This window comes from Chryseobacterium sp. WLY505, assembly GCF_030846215.1.
Taxonomy (GTDB): domain Bacteria; phylum Bacteroidota; class Bacteroidia; order Flavobacteriales; family Weeksellaceae; genus Chryseobacterium.
The window spans coordinates 60,839-82,714 of record NZ_JAVCWI010000015.1 but is presented as its reverse complement, the minus strand read 5'-3'; the positions used below and the strand labels follow the sequence as shown (position 1 = coordinate 82,714).

Annotated in this window: 32 protein-coding genes; 6 read left to right on the top strand and 26 right to left on the bottom strand. The window is 36.3% G+C overall.

Annotation, left to right across the window (positions count from 1 at the left end):
• The 13 genes from RAH34_RS21080 to RAH34_RS21020 are packed head-to-tail and all read right to left on the bottom strand — an operon-like array spanning position 1 to position 10,758.
• Positions 1-1,023, bottom strand: a complete 1,023-nt coding sequence (locus RAH34_RS21080; protein WP_306597433.1) for a hypothetical protein — start codon at positions 1,021-1,023, stop codon at positions 1-3.
• Positions 1,020-1,508: a hypothetical protein gene (locus RAH34_RS21075; RefSeq protein ID WP_306597432.1), complete on the bottom strand. Its 489-nt coding sequence runs from the start codon at positions 1,506-1,508 to the stop codon at positions 1,020-1,022. Before RAH34_RS21075 ends, RAH34_RS21080 begins: the two co-directional genes overlap by 4 nt.
• A 2-nt stretch (positions 1,509-1,510) precedes the next feature.
• Positions 1,511-5,920, bottom strand: coding sequence for a tape measure protein (locus RAH34_RS21070; protein ID WP_306597431.1), 4,410 nt, complete (start codon positions 5,918-5,920; stop codon positions 1,511-1,513).
• Positions 5,920-6,129 (bottom strand): hypothetical protein, encoded by a 210-nt coding sequence (locus RAH34_RS21065; protein WP_306597430.1) that lies wholly within the window; start codon positions 6,127-6,129, stop codon positions 5,920-5,922. Before RAH34_RS21065 ends, RAH34_RS21070 begins: the two co-directional genes overlap by 1 nt.
• 17 nt (positions 6,130-6,146) lie before the next feature.
• Positions 6,147-6,599: a hypothetical protein gene (locus tag RAH34_RS21060; protein ID WP_306597429.1), complete on the bottom strand. Its 453-nt coding sequence runs from the start codon at positions 6,597-6,599 to the stop codon at positions 6,147-6,149.
• Between the two features lie 52 nt (positions 6,600-6,651).
• Positions 6,652-7,158 carry a hypothetical protein gene (locus tag RAH34_RS21055; RefSeq protein ID WP_306597428.1) on the bottom strand — a complete coding sequence of 169 codons (507 nt, stop codon included), beginning with the start codon at positions 7,156-7,158 and terminating at the stop codon, positions 6,652-6,654.
• A 13-nt stretch (positions 7,159-7,171) separates the two neighbouring features.
• Positions 7,172-7,576, bottom strand: coding sequence for a hypothetical protein (locus tag RAH34_RS21050; protein WP_306597427.1), 405 nt, complete (start codon positions 7,574-7,576; stop codon positions 7,172-7,174).
• Complete coding sequence (locus RAH34_RS21045) at positions 7,573-7,989, bottom strand: hypothetical protein (RefSeq protein ID WP_306597426.1); 417 nt, start codon at positions 7,987-7,989, stop codon at positions 7,573-7,575. Before RAH34_RS21045 ends, RAH34_RS21050 begins: the two co-directional genes overlap by 4 nt.
• On the bottom strand, positions 7,980-8,309 hold the full coding sequence (locus tag RAH34_RS21040) for a hypothetical protein (RefSeq protein ID WP_306597425.1): 330 nt from the start codon (positions 8,307-8,309) through the stop codon (positions 7,980-7,982). Before RAH34_RS21040 ends, RAH34_RS21045 begins: the two co-directional genes overlap by 10 nt.
• On the bottom strand, positions 8,300-8,620 hold the full coding sequence (locus RAH34_RS21035) for a DUF6706 family protein (protein ID WP_306597424.1): 321 nt from the start codon (positions 8,618-8,620) through the stop codon (positions 8,300-8,302). Before RAH34_RS21035 ends, RAH34_RS21040 begins: the two co-directional genes overlap by 10 nt.
• Complete coding sequence (locus RAH34_RS21030) at positions 8,620-9,711, bottom strand: major capsid protein (protein ID WP_306597423.1); 1,092 nt, start codon at positions 9,709-9,711, stop codon at positions 8,620-8,622. The genes RAH34_RS21035 and RAH34_RS21030 overlap by 1 nt, the downstream gene beginning before the upstream one ends.
• A gap of 14 nt (positions 9,712-9,725) precedes the next feature.
• Entirely contained in the window at positions 9,726-10,097 is a 372-nt protein-coding gene (locus tag RAH34_RS21025; protein ID WP_306597422.1) for a hypothetical protein, read from the bottom strand.
• Complete coding sequence (locus RAH34_RS21020; RefSeq protein WP_306597421.1) at positions 10,090-10,758, bottom strand: hypothetical protein; 669 nt, start codon at positions 10,756-10,758, stop codon at positions 10,090-10,092. Before RAH34_RS21020 ends, RAH34_RS21025 begins: the two co-directional genes overlap by 8 nt.
• Before the next feature lie 120 nt (positions 10,759-10,878).
• On the opposite strand from RAH34_RS21020, the gene RAH34_RS21015 reads away from it, so the two are divergent.
• From RAH34_RS21015 to RAH34_RS20995, 5 genes are read left to right on the top strand one after another with little or no spacing between them, the layout of a single operon-like run.
• Positions 10,879-11,145: a hypothetical protein gene (locus RAH34_RS21015; RefSeq protein WP_306597420.1), complete on the top strand. Its 267-nt coding sequence runs from the start codon at positions 10,879-10,881 to the stop codon at positions 11,143-11,145.
• 6 nt (positions 11,146-11,151) lie between these two features.
• Entirely contained in the window at positions 11,152-11,385 is a 234-nt protein-coding gene (locus RAH34_RS21010) for a hypothetical protein (protein ID WP_306597419.1), read from the top strand.
• Between the two features lie 15 nt (positions 11,386-11,400).
• The gene (locus tag RAH34_RS21005; protein WP_306597418.1) at positions 11,401-11,658 is read left to right on the top strand and encodes a hypothetical protein; all 258 of its coding nucleotides are present in this window, start codon (positions 11,401-11,403) and stop codon (positions 11,656-11,658) included.
• Between the two features lie 24 nt (positions 11,659-11,682).
• Positions 11,683-11,994 (top strand): hypothetical protein, encoded by a 312-nt coding sequence (locus RAH34_RS21000; RefSeq protein ID WP_306597417.1) that lies wholly within the window; start codon positions 11,683-11,685, stop codon positions 11,992-11,994.
• 20 nt (positions 11,995-12,014) lie between these two features.
• Complete coding sequence (locus RAH34_RS20995; RefSeq protein ID WP_306597416.1) at positions 12,015-13,262, top strand: AbiH family protein; 1,248 nt, start codon at positions 12,015-12,017, stop codon at positions 13,260-13,262.
• A 24-nt stretch (positions 13,263-13,286) separates the two neighbouring features.
• On the opposite strand, the gene RAH34_RS20990 is transcribed toward RAH34_RS20995, so the two are convergent.
• From RAH34_RS20990 to RAH34_RS20930, 13 genes are all read right to left on the bottom strand, one after another.
• Positions 13,287-14,003 carry a hypothetical protein gene (locus RAH34_RS20990; RefSeq protein ID WP_306597415.1) on the bottom strand — a complete coding sequence of 239 codons (717 nt, stop codon included), beginning with the start codon at positions 14,001-14,003 and terminating at the stop codon, positions 13,287-13,289.
• A 56-nt stretch (positions 14,004-14,059) separates the two neighbouring features.
• On the bottom strand, positions 14,060-15,448 hold the full coding sequence (locus tag RAH34_RS20985; protein WP_306597414.1) for a phage portal protein: 1,389 nt from the start codon (positions 15,446-15,448) through the stop codon (positions 14,060-14,062).
• Positions 15,448-16,812: a PBSX family phage terminase large subunit gene (locus RAH34_RS20980; protein WP_306597413.1), complete on the bottom strand. Its 1,365-nt coding sequence runs from the start codon at positions 16,810-16,812 to the stop codon at positions 15,448-15,450. Before RAH34_RS20980 ends, RAH34_RS20985 begins: the two co-directional genes overlap by 1 nt.
• Positions 16,793-17,269: a terminase gene (locus RAH34_RS20975; RefSeq protein ID WP_306597412.1), complete on the bottom strand. Its 477-nt coding sequence runs from the start codon at positions 17,267-17,269 to the stop codon at positions 16,793-16,795. The genes RAH34_RS20980 and RAH34_RS20975 overlap by 20 nt, the downstream gene beginning before the upstream one ends.
• 7 nt (positions 17,270-17,276) lie before the next feature.
• Complete coding sequence (locus RAH34_RS20970) at positions 17,277-17,465, bottom strand: hypothetical protein (RefSeq protein ID WP_306597411.1); 189 nt, start codon at positions 17,463-17,465, stop codon at positions 17,277-17,279.
• A 179-nt stretch (positions 17,466-17,644) separates the two neighbouring features.
• Positions 17,645-18,436, bottom strand: a complete 792-nt coding sequence (locus RAH34_RS20965; RefSeq protein WP_306597410.1) for a DNA methylase — start codon at positions 18,434-18,436, stop codon at positions 17,645-17,647.
• A complete protein-coding gene (locus RAH34_RS20960; RefSeq protein ID WP_306597409.1) occupies positions 18,429-19,127 on the bottom strand; it encodes a phosphoadenosine phosphosulfate reductase family protein in 699 nt (232 codons plus the stop codon). Before RAH34_RS20960 ends, RAH34_RS20965 begins: the two co-directional genes overlap by 8 nt.
• Positions 19,128-19,233: 106 nt before the next feature.
• A complete protein-coding gene (locus RAH34_RS20955) occupies positions 19,234-19,584 on the bottom strand; it encodes a hypothetical protein (protein WP_306597408.1) in 351 nt (116 codons plus the stop codon).
• Positions 19,571-19,984, bottom strand: coding sequence for a recombination protein NinG (locus RAH34_RS20950; RefSeq protein ID WP_306597407.1), 414 nt, complete (start codon positions 19,982-19,984; stop codon positions 19,571-19,573). Before RAH34_RS20950 ends, RAH34_RS20955 begins: the two co-directional genes overlap by 14 nt.
• A gap of 157 nt (positions 19,985-20,141) precedes the next feature.
• Positions 20,142-20,486 carry a hypothetical protein gene (locus RAH34_RS20945; RefSeq protein WP_306597406.1) on the bottom strand — a complete coding sequence of 115 codons (345 nt, stop codon included), beginning with the start codon at positions 20,484-20,486 and terminating at the stop codon, positions 20,142-20,144.
• Between the two features lie 45 nt (positions 20,487-20,531).
• Complete coding sequence (locus RAH34_RS20940; RefSeq protein WP_306597405.1) at positions 20,532-20,957, bottom strand: SH3 beta-barrel fold-containing protein; 426 nt, start codon at positions 20,955-20,957, stop codon at positions 20,532-20,534.
• A 49-nt stretch (positions 20,958-21,006) separates the two neighbouring features.
• Positions 21,007-21,174 carry a hypothetical protein gene (locus RAH34_RS20935; RefSeq protein WP_306597404.1) on the bottom strand — a complete coding sequence of 56 codons (168 nt, stop codon included), beginning with the start codon at positions 21,172-21,174 and terminating at the stop codon, positions 21,007-21,009.
• Positions 21,175-21,200: 26 nt separating this feature from the next.
• Positions 21,201-21,455 carry a hypothetical protein gene (locus RAH34_RS20930; protein WP_306597403.1) on the bottom strand — a complete coding sequence of 85 codons (255 nt, stop codon included), beginning with the start codon at positions 21,453-21,455 and terminating at the stop codon, positions 21,201-21,203.
• Between the two features lie 163 nt (positions 21,456-21,618).
• Between RAH34_RS20930 and RAH34_RS20925 the strand changes: the two genes are divergently transcribed.
• Complete coding sequence (locus RAH34_RS20925; RefSeq protein WP_306597402.1) at positions 21,619-21,876, top strand: helix-turn-helix domain-containing protein; 258 nt, start codon at positions 21,619-21,621, stop codon at positions 21,874-21,876.

The following is a 21,876-nucleotide window of genomic DNA, read 5'->3' as shown; positions in this document are numbered from 1 at the left end:
TTATATTTTTTCCCAAATTACTTCCGCAGGAGTTTGAAGGCTTTTCAAGTCTTCAATATTACCAGCGATGATTATTGTTTTTTCTTTCCCTAACATGTTTTGCCACTCACCCACAACCTCAGCAGTTTCAATTCGTGGATTGCTGTAAACTATTCCCGGAATCTCATTCCCGTCTGAGTCCAAAACTTTCAGTATGAATTTTCCGTAGTCGGGCATGTTGACTTCTTTCACTACTGAAACAGTGTTTTTGCCAGTCAGCCCTTGGAAAACCGAACTAATAGCAACGGCCTCATATGCATTATTTAACTTTCGCCCGATTACGTACAGTTTTATATTTTTCGGGGTTTGTAGATCAATTTCTACAGAGAATTGATACAGATTCGATTTATCCGGAACTGCATACACTTCAAAATACTGATCGTTAACTCCGCTTACACTTATCAGCGACAATCCGGAATTTTCATAGGAAGGCGATGAATAATCTTTTGTAAGGCTAACATTTCCGCGGCCGGTCTGCTTGGTGCCGTCTCCGAAGAAAATCTCTGTTTCAGAATCTATTTCGTAGGACAGTTTAAAAGTATCCAGAGTAGTTTTAAGAACTCTTTTTATAGGATTTGGTTCAATGAATTTTAATGAAAAAGTCGCAAACATTTCTCCGTCTGAGAATTGCTTTTCTGGCTTTACCTCATCTTTCATATACACTTCGTATGGAAGCGTTTTAAATCCGAATGGTTCTACATGAAGTCTTTGCGTTCCGGATTTAGAAAATTCTCCGATGACAAATGCCATAAAATTGTTGAACAACTCTTCCCAATTATTACCACGGATGAAACATTTCAATTCAATAGTTCTTTCTTTGAATTTGGGCTTTCTTAAATCCGGAGCGATACCATGATATTCTGCCCAATCGTACTGAGTGATATTTTTTGACTCCAATAAACCAACAAGACCGATTGACTCCGAAACATATACTCCGAAATCTTTGAAAGACTTACCGTTTAAAGAATATTTTACTTCACTCATTTTTTGAAACTTGTTTTTGTGATTCTAACATCACCTGCGCTTTTAACCTTTCCACCGTACTGGAATACTTCTACTCTCGCGTTTTCTAAGCTGGTAATTTCCGCTTCAGCATTATCCAAAAGGTTAACAATGAGAATTGCATTTTCTACTGCCGTAATCTTAGCCTTTGTATTATGTCTCAAAATCAACTGTGAGACAGAAAACCCGTTGTAAATCATCTGGATATTTGAATCTCCAAAAAAGGCAGCTTTTGCAAGATTGTTTGGCATTCCTTTATAATCTGTAAAGATTCCGTGAACCTCACTCTTTCCCTGGAACTTTCTCAGAACATCAACCTTTGGGAAGTCTTTCTCCATTGACCAGTCATCACCATCAAAGTACATGGAACAAAGGTTTTTGATCGACAAATCAGAACTCATTCTAACATCGCATTCGCGGGAAAGTCCAATTTTTTTTGCTTCGGTATATATTTCTTGTAGATTCATGATTATGGAATACCCGCTAGTCCGGGCTTTATTTTATTGTTTAATTCAGCCATATCTTTTCTAATCTGTATCAAATTAGAAGTGTTACTCTCTATTTTTGAAAGAAGAACCGTTTGAGCATTTGCTACAGTTTGATTTCCCTTCATTATTTTTAGGACTTCTGAAATGTTTATTCTGACAGCATTGAATTGTCCCTCTAAAGCACCAGCTGTTTTCTCTGTGATTCCTTTGATATCGCCTTTGAGCCCCTGTGCATTTTCTGCTGATTGACCGAAAAGATCCTGGTATTGTTTCAAGGCTTCCATGTATTTTTTCATGGCGTCCTCTCCCATAGCTTTTATCTTGTCTCTTTCTTCTTGGGTTAGTCCGTCAAAGCTCCCGTTTGAATAAATTTCAGTTAATTGCTGTTGTAATAATTTTAACTTTTCTAGCTGTTCTTTCTGGATATCCTTTAAAATAAGACCTTCCTGAAAGCCAGCCGTTTTAAGTTTTTCTTCAATCTCTTTTAGTTTGCTTTCGACAGCAGATATTTCAGCTTGAACTGCAGATGTACTAGAATTTCCAAATCCCATTGAAGAATAGAGTTGATCTACCATATTCTGTACTGCTGGCTCAAGAATCTTAACCTTCAAGGCGTTCTGGACAGCATTACGCATTACGTCATCTACAACCCTATCAAAAGCTTTTGCTGCATCTTCTCCTTGCCCAAATGCTTCAGTTAATGCATCAGCAAGTTTTTTAGAAAGGTCTTTAAATTCAATGGTAGTTACAGTTTGTTTAAATGTGTAAACCAATTCTTCTACCTGGGCGCTTATATCCCTTATCTGATTGCTGTAATTATCAACTTTATCGACGTCTGGATTCTTTTTTTCAGATTCTTTTGTACGCATGTCAACAAGCAGCTGTTGTTGTTTTTTAAGGTTAGCGATTAACTCACTATATTTTTTTATGGATGCCTCACCTGCAGTTTTCTCGATTTCCTTATTAAGTTGCTCATATAAATATTTAAGGTTCTCAATATCCTTCTGCCATCCTTTTATAACCGCCTCCTTTTGATTATCACCATTCATAATCTTAGATAGCGCACCAACAATTTGAATAATACCGGTGACCATTTGCCCTTTATTTCCGTAGAAACCCTTAAATGCATTATATACGCCCTCAACAAGCTGTTCTACGTCGCTAATAGTTGCTCTCAGTTCATCGGACATACCTCCAACTGCTTCAGTGATACCTGAAAAGTAGCCTATCATTTTTTTTGAAGCATCGTAAGATGTGTCAACTATTTCCTCAAAGGAACTTCTTGTATAATCTAGTTTTTGTTGATATGCTTCACTGTCTTTGCCTGATTCTTTTTCAATTTTATTTAGTTCCTCTCTTTTCTTCTTGTACTTTTCAACCGCAATTCCTATGGCTTCAAAAGGGTTACGATTTTTAGTAGCTTCATCAAGTTTAGAATACACCTCATTAAGCGCTTTCAAGTCTTGAATATTTAATGCTTTACCGGGTTCAGATTCTATAAATTCTTTGAACTGATCACGCAACTTTTTAAGAGTACGGGGCCCTACTTTTTCAAGATCGCCAAAAGCCTTAACATAAGCATCTGTCTTTTGGAATTGTTCCCATGACATGGTGGAAATTTCTTTTGCTTGATCTTTGTTTGCTTCTTGCGTTTTGCGAGATTTCTCCTGCTCTGAATCATTGGATTGCTGAATTCTCAAACGTATATTGTCATACCTTTGTGTGATTTCCGTTTTGCGTTGTTCAAAACTCAGGTGTTCTTTTTCAAATTGGATGTATTGATCATGTTGTTGCTGAAGAACTCCGTCAGATAACTCTTTGTAATATTTATCTTTTTCGTAGAACTTTCCGGGATTATTAACATTAACAATTTTATTTACTGATCTAAGCTTATCAATAAGATCAAGCTGTTCAGTAAGTGAAGGAATTGCTTTCATGGCATTCTCAATACCTTTACGAGTATTCTCAAACGGGGTATCTAAACCTTTTAGACCGTTTATCTTTTCTCGGATGAATACTAAATCTTGTTTTTGCTGGCTGGTAAGTACACTTTTTTCAGATAGTTTTACTAATGCCTGTTCTTGCTTTTCCAGATAGTCCAGATAATTTTTAGCCCCATTGAACAAATCTCGATATTGAGCGTCTGCCGATTCTTTTCCGTAATATTCTGCAGTTTTGTAGTAATTATTCCACTGTCTTTCTGATTCGTCTATCCTTTCCTGAAAGTTTCTCAGCTGCAATGCTTTAATTTTCGCGTCATACTCTTCATAGAGTTTTACAGCCGAGTCCATTGTAATAGTTTCGCCAGTAAAGTATGGATTACCTTGTTTATCTTTATCATTACCATATTTGTCAACTTTTCTCAACTTAACAATACCATCAACTGCAGTATCCATTGCCTCCTTAAGCAAATTTGCTCTTCGTTGAAGTTCTTTAATAGATCCTAAAGGAATAATTTCTGCTAATTGTCTTCCTTCTTTCTTATCGCCTTCCGGACTTATCTTCTTTCTGTATTCCTTGATTTTTGCTAAATTGGCAAGATATTCTTTGGAGCTAACTTGCAAATGATCATTTGCTTCTTCCATTCTCTTTATCTCATCTTCATACCACTTTTTGGTCCCACGTTTGGGCCCGTCACTCAAAACTTCCTCTCCAACATTACTCCAAGCATTTTTTAACTCTTTATCATTTTTCTTGCTTGCATCAGCTATTCCTTTAGTAACATCATCTGCAAGGCGGGTAAATTGTTTATTAATTTCATCTTTTGTTTTTCTTGCATCTTTTACTGGATTATAAGCTGAGTAATCAATATCTTTTTCAAGCATAACTTCATAGTACATACTTGATTTTGGCAACGAGCCTAATTTTTTAGCATTGTCAGCTCTTTTTCGGATGTTCTCAATTCTTTGTCTTTCATAATCTTCTTCTTTGAAAACAAGGTCCAGGTCCGCCTGCGCTTTCTTTTTAGAAAGTTCTTCTAATAGGGCTGCTTTTCCTTTCGCAATAGAAAGTTCTTTTAACCTGTCTACAAGATTCCTATAGGCATCAGAAAGCCTTTGTGTAGCCTTATACTCCCCATCAACTGTCCCAGTAAATGATTTATTAAGCTTAATGAGATTTTCATAAGCTTTCTTTCTCATTTCAGTTGTCGAATAGCTAGATTTTAATACGGTTATTTCTTTTTCGATAGATCCAACCACCGTTTCGGAATTTCTTTTATATGCTGACGCAATTGAATCACTTACAGCTTTCTGGAATTCCATTGCAGAAGTAAGTTTTTCAGCTTCATCTTTTGCATCAGCCGAATATGTACGTAGATATACCAAAGCGGCTACAACAGCGGCAATTCCCGTAGCTAGAAGCACATATGGATTTGCTTGAACTGTCAGATTAAATAATGCCTGAGCATCAGCAGCTGTACGAATACTCATTGCAAGAGATATCCATACCTTTACTGTTTCCATGGAAATAGATAATTTTTGAAGATATGTTGTAGCAATTAGGACAGCTTTATAAGTTCCATAAGCTGCAACAAGCATGGATATTATCTGTATCACATCCTTATAATGTTCAACTAAATACGTCAATCCTTTAATCCCATCTGATAAAAGCCCCTCATTTGCTTCTCCGATTTTATTAAGCATCTGATCCCACTCATCACCTAGATTGGCAATTTGCCCAGAAAGAGATTGAGATTGTTTCTCCATCAAGTTAAAGAACATACCTCCTTGATTGGTCATTGAAAACAATACGTCTTTAACATCTTTGAAACCGATTTTCCCTGCAGAAACCATTGCTGATATTTCAGCAGTTGTTTTCCCGAATTTCTTTGCAAGTTCAGCAACCATTGGAATACCTGCCTCTGTAAATTGGCGGAGATCATCTCCCATCAATTTACCTTTTGCTTTCACCTGGCCATATACTAGGTTAATTCTTTGTATAGGAACAGAAAGTCCAGCTGCAATATTCCCCATTCTTGTCAACGTATCCACCACCTCACTAGCTGGGATCTGAAATGCTAACAACTGTTTTGCTCCGGAAGAAACATCTTGTAAAGAAAATGGTGTTTTAGCCGCAAGCTCCACCATTTGCCCCATTAACCCTTTTGCTTCTGTAGCATTACCGATCATGGTAGTAAAAGCTATTTCCGTCTTTTGGAATTCACCACGAACATTGATCAGCTCCATTACAAAGCTCTTAATAGTACTTACAGAAAATGCTCCAGCAATACCCAAAGACAAATTCTTAAAGGAGGAATCCATATTACGAGTTTGCTGCACAGTTGCCTGTGAAAGCCCAAGAATATCTCTTCGCATAGAGTCTATATCTCTACGCCACTGAGTTCGATCTATTCCTGCTCCAAAATATAAAGCTCCGTTATTGATATTCATTACTTGTATTGCTGTAGTTGTGCGATTAAGTCCTCTGAGTTCTGTTCATTCATCTTTACGGACTTGGTATTTGAGTTTTGATCGTTTCCTTTTTCGTCTTTCGACTCATATTTAGGGGCGTCTATAAGCATTCGCTGTACAATACGCCAGTCTATTTCCCAAAGCAGATAATCTAAAGTCCATCCGAAGTGGTGGCAGATTTGCCCCATTGCTCCGTATATAGTTTTTAGACCACTTTCTCTATCGGCATTGCTTTGGTCGGACGGTTCCCGTTCATTAATACCGTAGAGGTCATAAAATTTTGATAGTTTGAGAATTTCAATAGTTCGAGGGAGAATTTCATTACCTCTTCGCTATTGAGAGAGTTTAGGAAGTGCCATTTTAGAAACCATTTCGGCAACTTGCTTTCAACTGCAACTGCCACGGCTTCCGCCAAAAGGCTTGCATTATCTCTTACCGCTTCATATTGTGCCGGTAGCTGAATAGAAAGATCACTATTCGAAAGGGCGTCTTCATCTACTTTGATTTTAATGGAAATCTTTGAAATTCTAAGCATTTTACCCATTGAAAGCTTTCCAATTTTCCAGGTCCTTTTCTTTCCTAGAAAAATGGTTTCAAAGCTGTATCCTTCACCAACCAAAAATTCTAACTCCTGCTTCTCTAATTCTATGTTTTCCATATAGAGTTTTTATTAAAAGGGCCTACCCAGAGATAGACCCATGGTGATTGTATTATGGAGTTGTTGGATACTTTGGATTTTCGAAGTTTGCCAGCCCTTCCTTTGTTGGCTTTAGAACCGTAGCCGTAACAATAACCCCTAGCAAGGAATCTTTCCCCATAGCATCAGAAAATCTTGCAGAAATCTGAGCTCTTGGAACATCGAAACCATAGCCAATCTCAGGAGTGATCTTTAAAGATCTTTCAATTGGCATTAAGTTGGTTGGCGGTGTAAATTTTCCGGTTGTGGCATCAACAGTACCTCCCCATACTTGCTTGAAGGTTGCAGCATCCGGATTATGAATTTCAAATTCAAATGCTAGGGTCCCCTTTTTCTGTCTGATAAAAATTGGATCATCATGTTCCTCCACTTTGAATTCCGTTTTATCTCCTTCTGCTTGGTTTACTTTGAAAGTTCCTTCTTTCACTTCACCCAATCTTTCCAGAGTTGTTCCCATTCCACCATCAGCGGCAATGGCTCCTATTTCAATTTTGGCTAAGCCGTTGTTAATTGATGACATTGTTTATATTGTTTTAGTTATATGCTTTTAAATTGATTCTGAAATTGATGTAATTGGCTTTTTCTGCCTCTTCCTCAAAGGTTTTGTGGCTTTCCACTGTGAGATTGAATTGTGGTCTGAAAATGTTCTGAAATACTGGACTTACCGCTTGGGCAATTACTAACTGTCTGTTTGTATCCGGCATATACTGAGTAACTCCATTAAGACTTACCGAAAGCATAGGTACATAGCAGTTAACATTGAATACACCGTCTTGCAAGAAGGAATTGTCCATTGAAATATCATTGATAACTACATCCTCTTTCTTGCTTCCTGATGGCCTTTTGTCTTTGTAAATATTTCCGGAAATAACAGATCTAATATTCGACTGTGTAAGCAGCTCAAAAATCCACTGTTTGGCTTCTAATACTGTCTTCATTGCTTCAGTTGATTTATCATTTGTGGGATTGCTCTTTTAGCGAATTGTTCAGCTGACGTAAGAACATCCAATCCTCGACTTTCCACCTTTGCAGCGTAATCCATTCCATTAACGACTACCAGACTAATCATTCCTCTTCGAGTATCGGAAACCTGCAAAGCCAATGCTCGTGCCTTTGTAGCGCCATTCCCAGAAAGAAAACCTTCAGCTTTAACTACACCATCAATCATTAGGAGAAAACCGTTTGCATTTCTAAGGTCCCCTGAAACATCTCTATAATTTCCATTTGCCCTGGCTGCGGCCGCTATTACACGACCTGCGTCGGCCAGAATCTGAACCATTTTAGCTTCCAATTGTTGCGTTGCTTGTAGAATCTGCCTTTCAAATCCGGAACTGTCTAACGTTAAACCCATAATCTTGCGTGCAGTTGTTCTTTTTTGAATAGCTTATTATCTCCTTCGAGCCTTGTATTTCCATCTTTGTCGAATACTCTAACCTTTGCCCCTAATTCTACAGACGAACTGGTTTTAGGCAGGTAAATGACAGCTCCAAAGACATATATTTCTCCATCTGTGGTCACAATCCTGTTTCCTCCTTCGTTTCCTTCGTCTCTACAGTTTGAAACTGTAATCCATTCTTCTGATCCAGGTGTCCAATTACCGGTATCCGGATCATACTGAGCTTCTGTCTTTTTTAGGACCTTTAACGTATAAGGAAATTGCTTTATCCCCATCTTGCAGTTATATCTGTGATTGTATTTTCAGAGAACAAATCTGGCTTTCCAAGTTTCCGTGCTACCATTGAGTAGTATTTCATGAGAGCGGTTTTATCATAGGAGATTGAATAACCACCCTCAGAAACACTGGAAGGCATATTAATGATATCGGGGATGATGTTATAAAAGAAATCGTCTAGGTTTATTTCATTCGTTATGGTTTCGGATGGATTAAGGTTCACGCGAGCTAATTCAGCTGCAAGCATACCATCGGAAAACTCAACCGACCAAAGAGAAAATTTTTCTTGTATGTACTCCCCGATAGTCATTATGCTAATTTCGTTTTCAGAATTATGTTTTTCTTAGTATCGTTAAGCACCGGCATTGCGAATGCTGTCCCTTTAGTAGAAACTAACACGGGATCCTGAACTCCAAAGGTTTTAACCAAAACAAATCCTTCTGCAATTGTTTGTGCCGTTGTGTCACCGAAAGTCATATTGAATTCAGGTGTAGTTGTGTACTGTGTATTTCCCAATTGTGGAGAAACCGAAAACAAGACATTCCCTAATTCCCATCCGTTCGTTGATGACAAAACACCTGCTTTATTCTCATGAGCAATTGCACTTTCCCAAACTCGAATAGTTGGCAATCCATAAAGAGCTAATCTGGTATTAACTTGTTCAAGTGTTGGTGTAAAAAATTGTGTTGTTCCCCCATTATTTGCTACCCCATAAACAAATTCTTGAACCGCTTTTAATTCTACCAATTGATTGGCAGTAACCTGATCCATGGTCATTGTTACAAATCTGTAACTCTTGTCTGTAGCTAACTTTTGGATAACTTTAATATCCGCAATAGGATTTGCATCAGCTGCAACGAACCAATCCTTTGCAGCGTTTTGCATCTTGACCTTAAAGTCGATAGTCAAATCAGCAACACCTCCTGCATTATTATCAACGGTTGTTTTGAATTTACCTGTAGAGGAAAGTTGTTTTGCAGTCCATTCCAAACGAGCATTTACAGCATCCAACACATAAGTGGAATCACCATAAATCTTATCGATCATTTTATTTTTGATAGACGCGTTATTCGGATTCAAAGCAACTGAATTTCTCAACTTTTGAATTAAAATCAAATCATGTTCGTCAAGATCTCTCGCTCTTTCAATCTTTGGAAGTTCACCTTTGATTGCTTCTACGAATTCACGTCCCGCTCTAGGTGCTTTAGAACCAATCGAAACAATAGCGGCCATAACCTTAGCAGTTGTCGTTGCTTCTAGATTCGAAAACGTTAGATCTGTATTGTATTCTAAAGGAAAGTAATTTCTGTACTGTAAATCTCCTAAGGCATAGCTGTTGATAATCGCTTCGGCATTAGGTTGTGAAAATTCCGGTACGATATTATTTGCGTTAATAATCATTGTTTATTATTTATTTAGATGAAGGAGATTCTTGGTAGTGCTGCTTTTAGTAAAGCAATCCCTGTTTTTTCTTTGTCAGGCAAAGCGTCCACTCTTGCTGTTCCTGCCATTACAATTGAGGCAAGAGGATAATCGTCAATTTTAATATCATGTGATACTAACCCAATAGTTCCCGCAAGTAAAGGTGCTGTCAAAGCCACGTTTAAGACTTTGTATCGTCCATCAGCATCTGGTACCACTACGGTACCGGCTGGAATAACCCCATCAGTAAATCTAGCTGCCGCATCCGTTTTCGATACATGAACACCTCCCGGGTATGTAGCATCAATCTGATCGAATACAACAATCTGTCTTCCTGCTGTGAAGTCTGTATTAATGTTATTCATTGGTTTTTGCTGGTTTTTTAGCATCTAGGTATGCTTGAACATCTGGCGAAACTTCTCCTTCCTTTTTAGCTTCTCCGAAAAGCGGTTTTGCTGTTGCAGCTAATGCACTGTTTCCGAACTCCTGAGCAATCGCATCTGATTTTGTTTTCATATCATTTGCGTATGCTTCAATAGCTTCGTCATTTTCGAATGTGAGCCCGGCAGGAATTAGCGCTTGAATAGTTTTGGAGACTTTTAGTTCGTCTAATTTTGTTTGCAGCTTTTGAGCATTGGTTTGAGCTGTTTTTTCCGCCTGAAAGCCTGAGATCAATTCGTTCTGCTTCTCCATTTGCTCTCTTAAGGCTTTAGCCCAAGCTGGTTCCGGTTCGCCCGTTGGTGCTGGTTTTGGATCTTCGGGTTTTGGAGTTGGTGTAGGTTCAGGCTTTGGATCTGCCCCTTTTCCTTTTTCCAATTCTTCGATCTTCTTTGCCAACGTTCTGTTTTGGTCAGCGAATGACTGGAATATTGCCAGGTCATCTTCAACCCCTGCTACTGCTTCTGCGATTTCTTCCTCTGTTTTAACCGCCTTTTCAATTTGCTTTGCTTTGGCTTTTAAAATTGTATCGCTTAACCCCAGATTCTTGTATTTGGTTTTAAGCTCTTGTAGGATTTTTTCAAACATTACTTAGATTTAATTATTATATTCAAAAGTACTTTAGTTACTATTGCATAACAATAAGTAATGTTGTAAATTAGCATAGTTATATAAAGTATTACTTTAATAAGCAGTTTTAATTACCGCATGAACGAATTACTGAATAAAAGAATGGCAGATATGACGCTCCGTGATGTAATGGAAGCGTCTCATCTGGTAGAATTGTCGAAGTCCATATCACTTACTTTGGATCAGTTTTGCCAGATAATTGGGAAACCTAGAAGACGTGTTTACTCCTTAATTGATAATAAACTATTGCCTGAAGAATTGATTATAGGTGGCTATGAAAATAGAAAGCAGAAAACTAAATTAATGTTCCATACTCACCAGGTTCTTACCTGGCTTAAAAAATAAACGACGATGAAAGCAATAGACACAAGAAAAACTGCTGAAACCAAAATATTATCTGATTTCAACAAACAATTTGATGAAGTTATGGGAAGTATTAAACATTATGCGGCTGCTGGAAAATTCCAATGTGAATATTATCACAAATTAGATACTGAATTACAGGAGTATTTAAAAGAATTAGGCTATAAAGTTGACTACAAAAAATGCGGAAATAATGAATACGAAACAGTTATTTCTTGGTAATATAAAATAAACATAATGAGCAAATTTAATTTCTACAGCTTCCTAGAAGAAAACGGATATCAAAAAGAGACTATCCGAGAAGCAAACGGAACAACTTTCTGTACCAACTACCAGAAAGAACTTACAGAGAATATTTGGAACTCTCTGACGGTCCACAAGGATAAAACAGTCACAGGAGCATCTCCTAAGAATGGATTGGTGTTTAAGCAGTATCCTCAACCAAGCAATAATGAAGAAGCTAATCATCTTTTAAAGCAAATTGAAGAAATTTAACTTCATACATCGTATATTTGAATTATGGAATTTGAAATAACACAATCAATTAAAATCATCGCCGATACTATTGGCGTTGAAGAAGAGAAATTCAACACCATAACAAACGTGGTGTATTTAAATGACAAAATGAGTATTGATGATTGTACACAATTACTCAATTTAGGATTTCCTATTTACGATGAAATATCTAAACTTAAAGATTGTTCAAAAGCTGAAGCAAAAGAATTGGTTATTTCAGGAAATGTTACTTCAGTGGATTACAATAACATTTTACTCTCAAATTACTACATTCAAAAACATAACGAAATAAAAAATTTAAAGGAAAAGAGTTAACTTTGAAGCAAAACTAATTCATGAATAGACTCGTTATTATTGGCAATGGTTTTGACCTTGCTCATGGGCTTCCAACTTCATATAGATCATTTTTAGATTGGATATGGCAAAATTTTTCTGAAATAAACAATTCTGACCTATTTCAAAATTTATTTAATATAAATATCAGTCACTTTACACTACAAAATCATGCTAATTACTCAGCATTTTGTGACTCGACAAAGGCATCATTAAGAAGTTCAGATTATAACTTTTATGACTCACATTATGGGAGTTCCAGTTTTAAAATATATTATAAACATCCATATTTTGATGAATATCCTTCAATGATTTTCGAATTCAAAAATAGTTTTTTCGAGCTTATAACTGTGCAAAATGCCGAGAACTGGGTTGATATAGAGAACACATATTATCAAGTTCTGTTGTCTTTAGTTAACAATGACAAAAAATACCCCCAAATAGAATCAATAGAAAGACTTAACTCTGAATTCTCTGAAATTAAAATTCTATTAGAGCATTATTTAAACAGTGAAGTAAATGATAAATATGCATTCACAAATAAATATGAAGACTTATTAGACATTCTAGAATTACTACGGTATAAAGAATATTCACCAGAAGAATTGAAAAAATTACAGAATGAATTTCCAGCAAATTACAAAGCTCAAGTTAGAGAGTTCTTGAGAGACTTTAAATCAGAAAACATTTTAAAAAATTATATATTTTCTGAAAACTTGTTCTTAGATTTTAATTATACCAAAAATGTAGAAAATTATGTCAGAATAATCAATGAAAAAAAAGAAACATTATTGGGAAGAGCAAGACATATTCAAATTCACGGCAAACTCATGGATTTAGAAAATCCAATAAATTTCGGATTTGGAGATGAAATGGATGACCATTACAAGGTTTTAGAAAACACTGGAAATAATAAATTTCTAGAAAATATAAAATCGTTTATGTACTTCAATAATTCAAACTATCGACAACTCCTAAATTGGATTGAAGGTTTCGAGTATCAGATCTATATAATGGGGCATTCGTGTGGCCTATCAGACAGAACATTGTTAAACACTCTGTTTGAACATCAAAATTGTAAATCAATTAAAATATTCTACCACCAAAAATCTGATGGCACGGACAATTTTACGGAATTATCTCAAAATATATCTAGGCATTTTAATAAGAAATCTTTAATGAGAGAAAAAGTGGTTGATAAAAGTTTGTCAAGGCCCTTGCCTCAAAACGTTAGGTATTGCACTAAATAATAAAGCCCCAATTAAGGGGCTATTTTATTTATTGTTTTTAGAGTGACCAAAGAAATATCCAAGTATTAATAAAAACGCGCTTTCTATAATTTTCAATGGTTCCTCATGTCTAAACATTACTACTATCAAACAAATACCCATTGTCAATAGAAGCAATGAGCCAACTATTGAAGCAACAGACTCACGGTCCAAAAATTTGAGGAAAACATCAGTTTTTTTGACAAACATATCTGTTTTATGCTTTCCGAGTTCAATCTCATCACTTAATTTTTCCTTTTCTTCATCTTTAATCGTTTGTAGCTCCCTCTTTTTAGCTTCAAGTTCTTCTATTTCAATTTTAAGTTTGTCCTTTATATCATTTTCAGGTAAATTCCCCACAAGATTTTTTATAGATTCAACTTTGTTAGTTTGTTCTAACACATTAATCCTTTCTTGAATAAGGTCATGTATACTTCTTAAATAGGAATGTAAAACAAATGTGAATCTTGTCTGTTCAAACCCACTATTAGCAATTTCGAAATCTTCAGGGCTATTAAATGTAATATAATCATCTTGAAATAGACTAGAATTATTAAGTAGATATGTACTTATTTCATCTTTATTTTTTAGGATTTCTAAATTATCATTTTCAATGTTATTAATATCTAATCCTTTTTTTAATAGTATTCTTTTGAATTTCTCTTCAGCTATCTTTTTAAAATATTTGTATGCGTATTCCGAATTTCTAAAGATTTTATTCATGCGTTTAGTTTTCGACAAATATAACAAAAAGCCCTCTTAAAAAGAAGGCTTGTGTATTATTGGGGAACCGGCGTTTTAATTGGTGCTGGATTTTCTTTCTTAATTTCTGCCTGCATCTTGTCCACGTCCTTGATCCCGGCTTTTTCCATTGTTGCTCTTTGGCTGAATAATGGTTGATTTCCGTTCACTGACATTAGCATTTCATAGAACTTAGCTTCGTTGTTTATGATGTAAGGAGTAATAACCGGTTCTGCGTCCAGATCGCTATTGCGGAAACCCGTATTCATTAACTGGAAGAAAGATTTTACAATGGACATTCTACGCTTCAATGCCGGCACATATACGCTCATTTTATCCATAACCTTCAGATGCGGCAACATGAATAGGAACGCAGCATTTTCCGTGGCTAGCATATTTCCTAAGCCTTCTAAAGCTTCAGGCGATATGTTTACGGAATTGGTCATTTTGTATATGATGCTTTCAAGGTTTTCCTTCTCATTAGAAAGTGATTCGCTGGCGTTCGGCGGCTGCACAAAGTTTGCACTGGCTTTATCTCCGTTTAGCTGCAGCACCTTTCCTGTTTTATCCTTGGAAAAACTTCCGGTAACCTCACCTGTAAGTGCTAATATTGGTGCCGAGAACTTTTTGTTAACTTCACCAGTATCACTTGCAATTTCCTCTAACCTTTCAATAGCTTTCTGAGCTTTTGACCACTCTACGTTTTCAAATGAATACCAAACGATCGGAATTTTACCAATTGAATTGACGGTCTCAGATACAAGTTCTATTCCTCCGTTTGCATCCCGAAGTATGGCAATTCTTTCAGCGGTGTATATTTCATAATATTTAACCTTTACTCCATTGATACGCTTCTCATATTCTCTGAGGAAAGCTATCATATCGCCCTGGTCGTTAAAATATGGGTACATTTTGTTTTTATCCGGTGAAAGCAAAGTTACTTTCATTCGGAATTGAGAAGGGAATCCATAAAACTCATTCGGCTCATCATCTACCCACCACAATTCTGCACACTGAGTGAAACGTCCATTTGCTTTAGCAATTTCTCTATCTACAAACATCAGCTTTTCCTTGTCGACAAGCTTTAAATAAGCATCATACAAGGACGTATCTTCAATATTGTTTGTATATTTTACAGGATTGCCATAAAGGAAGGTAACTGCATTCGCTACGATATCTTTTTGATAAGCTAACGGAATACGGTTAAGTTTTTCAATACGTTTCCCTTCCTTCTTATCTCCTTTTTCATCAGTATATTCATACTCGACAATACGATCTGGGTAATTATAGAGATCCGTCATGATACGGTGCCGGGTTTCGTCCCACTCAGAATTAAACTGCTCAATATTCGGCAGAGGAATTCCGTTATCTTTAAGATAGGCTATTTTCTCGCCGATTGTCTGTAATTGGTAATATTTCTCGTCCATTATATTAAAGATGCTATTCTGCTAAGGTTATTGTTAGGTGCTTCTGTAAGTTCTAATACAACATATCGGATAGGATCAATAAGGTGATTCCAGTCGTCTATGGGAGTATTTGATTTCTTATCATGCCACACGTAGTTGTTTAATTCTTTTTTGAGGTTTTTACTGTCCGGATCTACTACAAGTGTATAATCAAGCATTCGGGCAATTCCTCCGCTTACTGATCCAGGTCCTTTTTCTGCTGCAATGACATTGTTTCCTTTCTTTCTGAGTTCTTCAATCAATCGAGGTTCTGCGGAATCAGCAACAATTAGAGTTTCTCCTGCTATTTCCTTGTTAAATTCGTATATCTGAGAAGTTGTCATTTTCGGTCGGTACAAATATTCCTTGACATAGATCTTCTTCAATGATTTTTCAATGCACACCTTAACGAGTGTTGTCGGATCTACTGAGAATCCATAGTCTTGACCGAATATTGCTTTACCATTATCGACAAACTCTCCTTCTTCCCAGTCTTCAAATACTACTCCTTCTGCTTTGTTAAGCCAACCACCTAAAATGGTATGAAGGAAATATTTTGCTTTCTTTACGAGCTTAGGATCATGTTCTCCTTTTTCTTTTGATGAGAGAGATTTCCAATTCTCATATATCATCCTCAGTTCCTCGTACTCATTCCATGTGTCATCGGAAATGAATTCTCGTTCAATATCTCTGTATGTAGAATGAATGTACAGAACGTTTCCAACTATGCCATTAAATCCGGCTTCTACTCCTTTTCCCTCGAACAACTCTTCATGTATCCAGTGTTCTTCAGTTGCCGGGTTTAATGAAAGTATGGAGAGGTTACGAACATCTAAGGCTCTCATGGACTTTTTAATTTTGTCCCATGTAGTAAAGTCAGGCATTTCTTCCGCTTCATCAAGAACAAAGATTGAGAAATTCTTCAGGGACTTTAAGGAAGCAGTTTGATTTCCGGAACCGGTCTTAATTCCTTTGAATACTATTTTGCTATCATTATGAATGCCTTTTATACTGTCTTTGGTTACTTTAAATTCATCAGCACAATTAAGGAGAGAAAGCTTTTCTTCAAATTCAGGAATAATTGAGTCTTTTGCTGAGGTTAATGTATATCGAGTGTAAAGGATGCGGTGATTAAAATCTTTTGTTGCAACCCCTGAAAAGGTACCAATTGCGAATGACTTCTGGGAATATCTTCCCCCAGTAATAACAACGGTATTTACATTATATAATGGGTTTGGAATTGTCTTTTCTTCATCAAGGAATTTAGGACAATCCAACCACTCGAATAATGGTTCATACTTATCCGATAGATTCAACACTTCATTTTCAATCTTTTCCTTTCGCACCTTTAGAAAATACTATTGTTGTTTTACCTTTCAACTCGCCAGAATGCTCAATTTCACTCTTACTTCCCCATGTTTTTCTTTGGCGGTTACTTAACCACATATTGATAGCCTGGTCAGATGGAGGAATATACTCGTCTACTTCTACAATCTCAACTTTTTCAATCTGCCTATCCTTTTCATCATATGCTTTGACTTTGAATGCGAATTGTTTTTTCTGCGTGTGTCCCAAGGATCTTTTGTAGAGCGTGGAAGCAACATTAGCATCTGCATCAATCTTTCCCGCGCGTACGGACTCCGAAAATTCTGGATATTTTTTCTTCCATAGGTTTAAGGTAGACTCAGCAATTTCCAATACACCGGCTAACTGCTTATCGGTTAAACCGAGCAATGTATACTTTAAAGCTTGTTTTGGATGTACATTAGAATTGTACTTTACCTTTCTACCTCTTGTTGCCATAACTCAATTATTCCACTATTAAAGTAATTACGAAGCTTCGGTTTACAACATCGACAACTCTACCCGTAACCTTTCTTGAATCCGATCTTTCAATTGTCTGATCTAACCAGATATATTCGCCTTCATTTGGAATAAAAGCGCTTTCGATTTCTCTAATCTTATTGCCTTGCTTGTCCATTATAATAACTTTATTCATCCTATTGAAATTTTGATTTATTCTTTTGACTTGTAACATGCCACCCTCCACATTCTTTACAGTAATAGTGTCTCTTCGGGATTTTACTTCTACTACTTGCAGATTTGCATTTGGTTATGATTTCTTTTGCTTCCCGCTCATGAGTATACATGAATTTACTACATGGGCTTTTTGTAGTGTCAATTCGCATAGACCTCTTCCATTTTCTGTTGCAGCTCTTCACCTTTTATGTAAGAATCTTCTGGATTGAAACCGAGATATTCAAGAAATATTACTTTGGAGTCGTAGTCAGAGAAGCTTACTGTAAAATATGGATCACCTTGAAGCACTGCCCCTTGCTTTACTTTTTCTTTAATCTCTTTGATCTTGGCTTTCTTTTCTTCGGCCGTCAGTTCTTCTGCAGCTTCTTTACGTTCCATTTCATGAACGCTGGCTTCCGGAACATGCTTTGTGTTGTTCAGCTCTTGGGTGATTGACTTCTCATACTCTGCATTGATCTTCTTTTCTTCCTGAGGCTCAAAACTCGGAATCTCAATGTGATCAGTATTTGGTAATTCGATTTCAATCATGGAAAGATCCACATCATCAAGACCTGCCAATGATGCATCAATATCCGGATAGATTTGTGCGAGCTTCTTATAATCCATTTCACCCTGGACCGCTTTCGAGTTGAAGAAGATATTAAGCTCTTTCTCTTTCTTTAGATCAACGTCAATAACTTCTACTTTGATCTCATAATCATTTCCAGCTTCGTACTTATTCACTTCATCAGCAATACTTAGCTTTTGATGCCCAGAGACGAGGTTCCCAGTTTGCTTATTCCAAACCATACCACCAATAATACCATTCTCTTTGATGCTTTTCTTTAAAGCTTTTCTCGCATCCTCAGTAATTGTGCGGGGGTTATAGTCTGCTGGTGTTATCTCTGAGCGTTTCAGGATTATAGTTTCACTCTGTTTTATTTTATTCATGTTGTTTTTGTGAATGGTTATATTCGAATAGGATTCTTTCTACGTCTGGAAATTCTTCAATGATCTTTTTCAGATCACCTGGATAATGTTTTTTGCACCAAAGCAGAAAAGACAGGTCTGTGACATCAGTTCCCTGACTGCGTACGTTTCCGGTATTCCCATATTTTATTGGCTCAATCAATCGGTTTTTCTTGATGTAGGCCAATACTTGCTTGTTATTCCAGTCCGCCAACGGGTAAAGCTTTTGGCCGGATTCGCTGGTCATGCTATCTGGATAGGAATTCAGCATTAGTCTACGGTTAAGAGAGTCATTTTTCTTGAATCCGAGTACTGCCCATTCAATGCCTGTATCCTCCTTTACTTTTTCGTTTATCTTAGATACATTCCATTCCGCATACTTTACCGGATCAGCCCCGAAGGCTCCGTGCTTCTTGTTATTGTAATGTGCATAGTGTGGAGTTTGGATAAAACGACAATTCGGATACTTCTTTTCTGCCCAGTGGATATACCGGTTTATATGTTCAAGATCTTTAACCATGTACATGTAAACACAGATAATTTCCCGGAAATGCGGTGCCATCATATTCAGCAAAGCAATACTATCCTTTCCTGCTCCGGAATGAAAGAGTATCACCCTGTCATGTTTCTTTGACAGGGAAATGATACTGTTTAATGTAGCTGATAAATCCATTATCCTCTACGTCTGATTACTCTTGGTGCAATTCTAGCGAAAGATCTCCTTACCGCTCTTCTTGCACTTCTTGCTGTAGCTTCTGACATTGCAATTGTATTTAAGGTTAAACATTTAGTTTTTCACAGTTGGAACTTTCGATTACAGCACCTAGAATTAAGGCGAAATTGCTGTTCTCAGTTGTAAGGTCTTCGCCTTCTTTTACATCTTTATCCACGTCAATAAGAACATCTTGGCATTCAACTACCATTTGAGGAGCAATTTTGCTATATCCCATTTGAAAGCGAATAGTTTCAGGCACCACGGTGCCGATCAGCTCGCCGTCTGCATCAACTTCGCCCAGACGTTCAATATAGTAGTCTGAGAATGCTCGGTACTCTTCTTTTTTGACACCTTTAAGAATGTCAACAAAGTTTTTTTTGGTCAGAACCAAATACAGTTCTTTAGTATTTTTCATGCTTATATTTTTCTATTTGTTCAATCAAAAAGTCACGACTGAATTTGAAGTTTTTTAAGGCTGCTTTTTGTTCTAATTGACGTAAACGATGCTCACCTATCTTTAAAAGTAAATTCGACCTATACGGTATCAAATTCGCGCTTAAATACTTGTTACATCTTACGCATTGCCCGTGCATATTATCGAGATCAAACCGAACAGATTTATAAAATTCTTTGGCGAAATAATGCCCAGAATTCATCTGATTTACCGGTTTTAGATCATCACATGATATGCAAATGAAATAACCGTCTTTACTATCTCGTTTTCGAACTTTTGCGTTAACAAGCTTCTGTAAAGTCTCAATTAAAGCCTCTATGCTTTTGCCTTTATATTTACTTCGTATTTCGGCCGTCACCATAATAAGCAAAATTATTTATTACTTTGATTTATTGCAATTTAAAACAAATAATATAAAGCAATACTTTAATAATAATTGTTTTAAAAACCGTTTTTATTACACATGAAAAAACCACCCTATCAAATAGAGTGGTTGAATTATATATTTTTCTATTTAATTAGAAATTTTGCCTTTCGACTACTTTGCCCAGGTGAATAGTAAAATCTCGCTTTAAATCGATCTTTTTGATCTCAACAATCATTCTTTTTGCGTTTGCATGATAGCCAACCTGCAGAACAACTGTTTTATAATTTTTAATGCTGATGATTTCGCCGGTCTTTTTATCGATATTACAAAGCCTCGATTTATAGAAGTTGGTACCGTCTCTAAATTCTTCTGTTTTTTTGCCCGTATCTATTTGGTCGAACCAAACCTTCTGCATTACCAAAAAAAGCGGTTTTTGCTGTTCTTTTTCTTCTGTAGTGTATTCTTTGATGATTCGAGGTGTTGAAGAAACGTTCATCTTTCTTCTATTTGCAGTTGGTATTAGTTTTCGGGTTTTCATGTGTTATTTCGCTTTAATGGTTTTTCTTCTATTTCGTAGGTTCTGAGCTTTCGGCTTGATATAATTGCTACCGGTAGGTAATTCAATCGCTAAAGGTGTAAAATGATCTACAGCTGCCAGCCCGATAAAGTTAGCGATTTTAAAGCAACGAAAATCATTTGCATCAATATCGAAATAAGTAAATACCTTCGGGTTCGGTTGGTTCTGGGTTTTGAAATCATATTCAATTTTCAGAGTACCGGTAGCTTTGCGAATTTCGCCGTCTTTTTTCTCGAAATAAAACGTTACCTCACCTTGATGCATCTCTTTATTAATTCGGTATAATTGCCAAGCTTTACGAAGGCAATCAGCCCAATTCTTGCCCGTTTCTGCCATTATGTGATATGCTCGTAGCATTACTGTTTTTCTGAAAGATATCGTAGTTTTCATATCGTTGATTTTTGCTTTTACCACCAAAAGCGGGTTTTACCCCGCTGAATTAATTTTGATTTAGTATGTTTTTGTGAAAATAAGTGTTGCGGCTTTTTACTTTACTATTGATACCGTCACATGCCGCTTTTAATTGTTGCCAGTGCCCTTTTAGATTGATTTTAGCATTTAAATCTACATTGAGTTTTACGGTTTCTGGCTGAAATAATGTATTCATGATATTTATAATTTTTAAGTATTGTATTAAGCCACTTTGTCGTTTTCTAAATTCGCATCTTCAGACCAAACATTGAAAACGTAATCAATTGCCTCACCTTCGTAATGATTAAGATGAAACCGGCCGTTTACGCCATTCTCTGAATAATCAATTACAATTTTACCTTTATATAAAAAGGCTACTGCCCCACCATTTACACCATAATCTTTAACTTCGTTATACCAGTCTTTTAATCTTGCGTTGGTGTAATCTAAAATCTGTGTTGTAGTATGTGTTTTCATAATGTATATTCTATTGTTTATTTTTAAACTCATATGTTTAAGTTTATACTGCAATATTATACATAAATATTTAATCTTGCAAATTTTTATTAAACTTTTTTGTATAATTTTTAAATTTGATATTATACTTTTGTGTTATATTTGCAGAATAAAGCCTTTAAACATGCTAAGAATCAAAGAAGTCTTAAAAGAAAAGAAAATGAGCCAGATTGAGCTTGCAGAAAAGTTAGATATAACTACAGTTGGTCTTAATAAAATAATTAATGGCAACCCAACCGTTGATACTCTTTTAAAAATTGCTGATGCACTTGATGAGGATGTCCGCAATTTACTAAGTCCAAGTAAGGAAGAAGATTCGGAACCCATCTACCGGAAGGATGAGAATGGAAATGAAATTATAATAGGATATCTAAAGAAATAA

Excerpts from the sequence above, each read along its gene's own strand:
- RAH34_RS21080 (WP_306597433.1), bottom strand. The coding sequence starts at position 1,023 with ATGAGTGAAGTAAAATATTCTTTAAACGGTAAGTCTTTCAAAGATTTC.
- RAH34_RS21075 (WP_306597432.1), bottom strand. The coding sequence starts at position 1,508 with ATGAATCTACAAGAAATATATACCGAAGCAAAAAAAATTGGACTTTCC.
- RAH34_RS21070 (WP_306597431.1), bottom strand. The coding sequence starts at position 5,920 with ATGAATATCAATAACGGAGCTTTATATTTTGGAGCAGGAATAGATCGA.
- RAH34_RS21065 (WP_306597430.1), bottom strand. The coding sequence starts at position 6,129 with ATGGGGCAAATCTGCCACCACTTCGGATGGACTTTAGATTATCTGCTT.
- RAH34_RS21060 (WP_306597429.1), bottom strand. The coding sequence starts at position 6,599 with ATGGAAAACATAGAATTAGAGAAGCAGGAGTTAGAATTTTTGGTTGGT.
- RAH34_RS21055 (WP_306597428.1), bottom strand. The coding sequence starts at position 7,158 with ATGTCATCAATTAACAACGGCTTAGCCAAAATTGAAATAGGAGCCATT.
- RAH34_RS21050 (WP_306597427.1), bottom strand. The coding sequence starts at position 7,576 with ATGAAGACAGTATTAGAAGCCAAACAGTGGATTTTTGAGCTGCTTACA.
- RAH34_RS21045 (WP_306597426.1), bottom strand. The coding sequence starts at position 7,989 with ATGGGTTTAACGTTAGACAGTTCCGGATTTGAAAGGCAGATTCTACAA.
- RAH34_RS21040 (WP_306597425.1), bottom strand. The coding sequence starts at position 8,309 with ATGGGGATAAAGCAATTTCCTTATACGTTAAAGGTCCTAAAAAAGACA.
- RAH34_RS21035 (WP_306597424.1), bottom strand. The coding sequence starts at position 8,620 with ATGACTATCGGGGAGTACATACAAGAAAAATTTTCTCTTTGGTCGGTT.
- RAH34_RS21030 (WP_306597423.1), bottom strand. The coding sequence starts at position 9,711 with ATGATTATTAACGCAAATAATATCGTACCGGAATTTTCACAACCTAAT.
- RAH34_RS21025 (WP_306597422.1), bottom strand. The coding sequence starts at position 10,097 with ATGAATAACATTAATACAGACTTCACAGCAGGAAGACAGATTGTTGTA.
- RAH34_RS21020 (WP_306597421.1), bottom strand. The coding sequence starts at position 10,758 with ATGTTTGAAAAAATCCTACAAGAGCTTAAAACCAAATACAAGAATCTG.
- RAH34_RS21015 (WP_306597420.1), top strand. The coding sequence starts at position 10,879 with ATGAACGAATTACTGAATAAAAGAATGGCAGATATGACGCTCCGTGAT.
- RAH34_RS21010 (WP_306597419.1), top strand. The coding sequence starts at position 11,152 with ATGAAAGCAATAGACACAAGAAAAACTGCTGAAACCAAAATATTATCT.
- RAH34_RS21005 (WP_306597418.1), top strand. The coding sequence starts at position 11,401 with ATGAGCAAATTTAATTTCTACAGCTTCCTAGAAGAAAACGGATATCAA.
- RAH34_RS21000 (WP_306597417.1), top strand. The coding sequence starts at position 11,683 with ATGGAATTTGAAATAACACAATCAATTAAAATCATCGCCGATACTATT.
- RAH34_RS20995 (WP_306597416.1), top strand. The coding sequence starts at position 12,015 with ATGAATAGACTCGTTATTATTGGCAATGGTTTTGACCTTGCTCATGGG.
- RAH34_RS20990 (WP_306597415.1), bottom strand. The coding sequence starts at position 14,003 with ATGAATAAAATCTTTAGAAATTCGGAATACGCATACAAATATTTTAAA.
- RAH34_RS20985 (WP_306597414.1), bottom strand. The coding sequence starts at position 15,448 with ATGGACGAGAAATATTACCAATTACAGACAATCGGCGAGAAAATAGCC.
- RAH34_RS20975 (WP_306597412.1), bottom strand. The coding sequence starts at position 17,269 with ATGGCAACAAGAGGTAGAAAGGTAAAGTACAATTCTAATGTACATCCA.
- RAH34_RS20970 (WP_306597411.1), bottom strand. The coding sequence starts at position 17,465 with ATGAATAAAGTTATTATAATGGACAAGCAAGGCAATAAGATTAGAGAA.
- RAH34_RS20965 (WP_306597410.1), bottom strand. The coding sequence starts at position 18,436 with ATGAATAAAATAAAACAGAGTGAAACTATAATCCTGAAACGCTCAGAG.
- RAH34_RS20960 (WP_306597409.1), bottom strand. The coding sequence starts at position 19,127 with ATGGATTTATCAGCTACATTAAACAGTATCATTTCCCTGTCAAAGAAA.
- RAH34_RS20955 (WP_306597408.1), bottom strand. The coding sequence starts at position 19,584 with ATGAAAAATACTAAAGAACTGTATTTGGTTCTGACCAAAAAAAACTTT.
- RAH34_RS20950 (WP_306597407.1), bottom strand. The coding sequence starts at position 19,984 with ATGGTGACGGCCGAAATACGAAGTAAATATAAAGGCAAAAGCATAGAG.
- RAH34_RS20945 (WP_306597406.1), bottom strand. The coding sequence starts at position 20,486 with ATGAACGTTTCTTCAACACCTCGAATCATCAAAGAATACACTACAGAA.
- RAH34_RS20940 (WP_306597405.1), bottom strand. The coding sequence starts at position 20,957 with ATGAAAACTACGATATCTTTCAGAAAAACAGTAATGCTACGAGCATAT.
- RAH34_RS20935 (WP_306597404.1), bottom strand. The coding sequence starts at position 21,174 with ATGAATACATTATTTCAGCCAGAAACCGTAAAACTCAATGTAGATTTA.
- RAH34_RS20930 (WP_306597403.1), bottom strand. The coding sequence starts at position 21,455 with ATGAAAACACATACTACAACACAGATTTTAGATTACACCAACGCAAGA.
- RAH34_RS20925 (WP_306597402.1), top strand. The coding sequence starts at position 21,619 with ATGCTAAGAATCAAAGAAGTCTTAAAAGAAAAGAAAATGAGCCAGATT.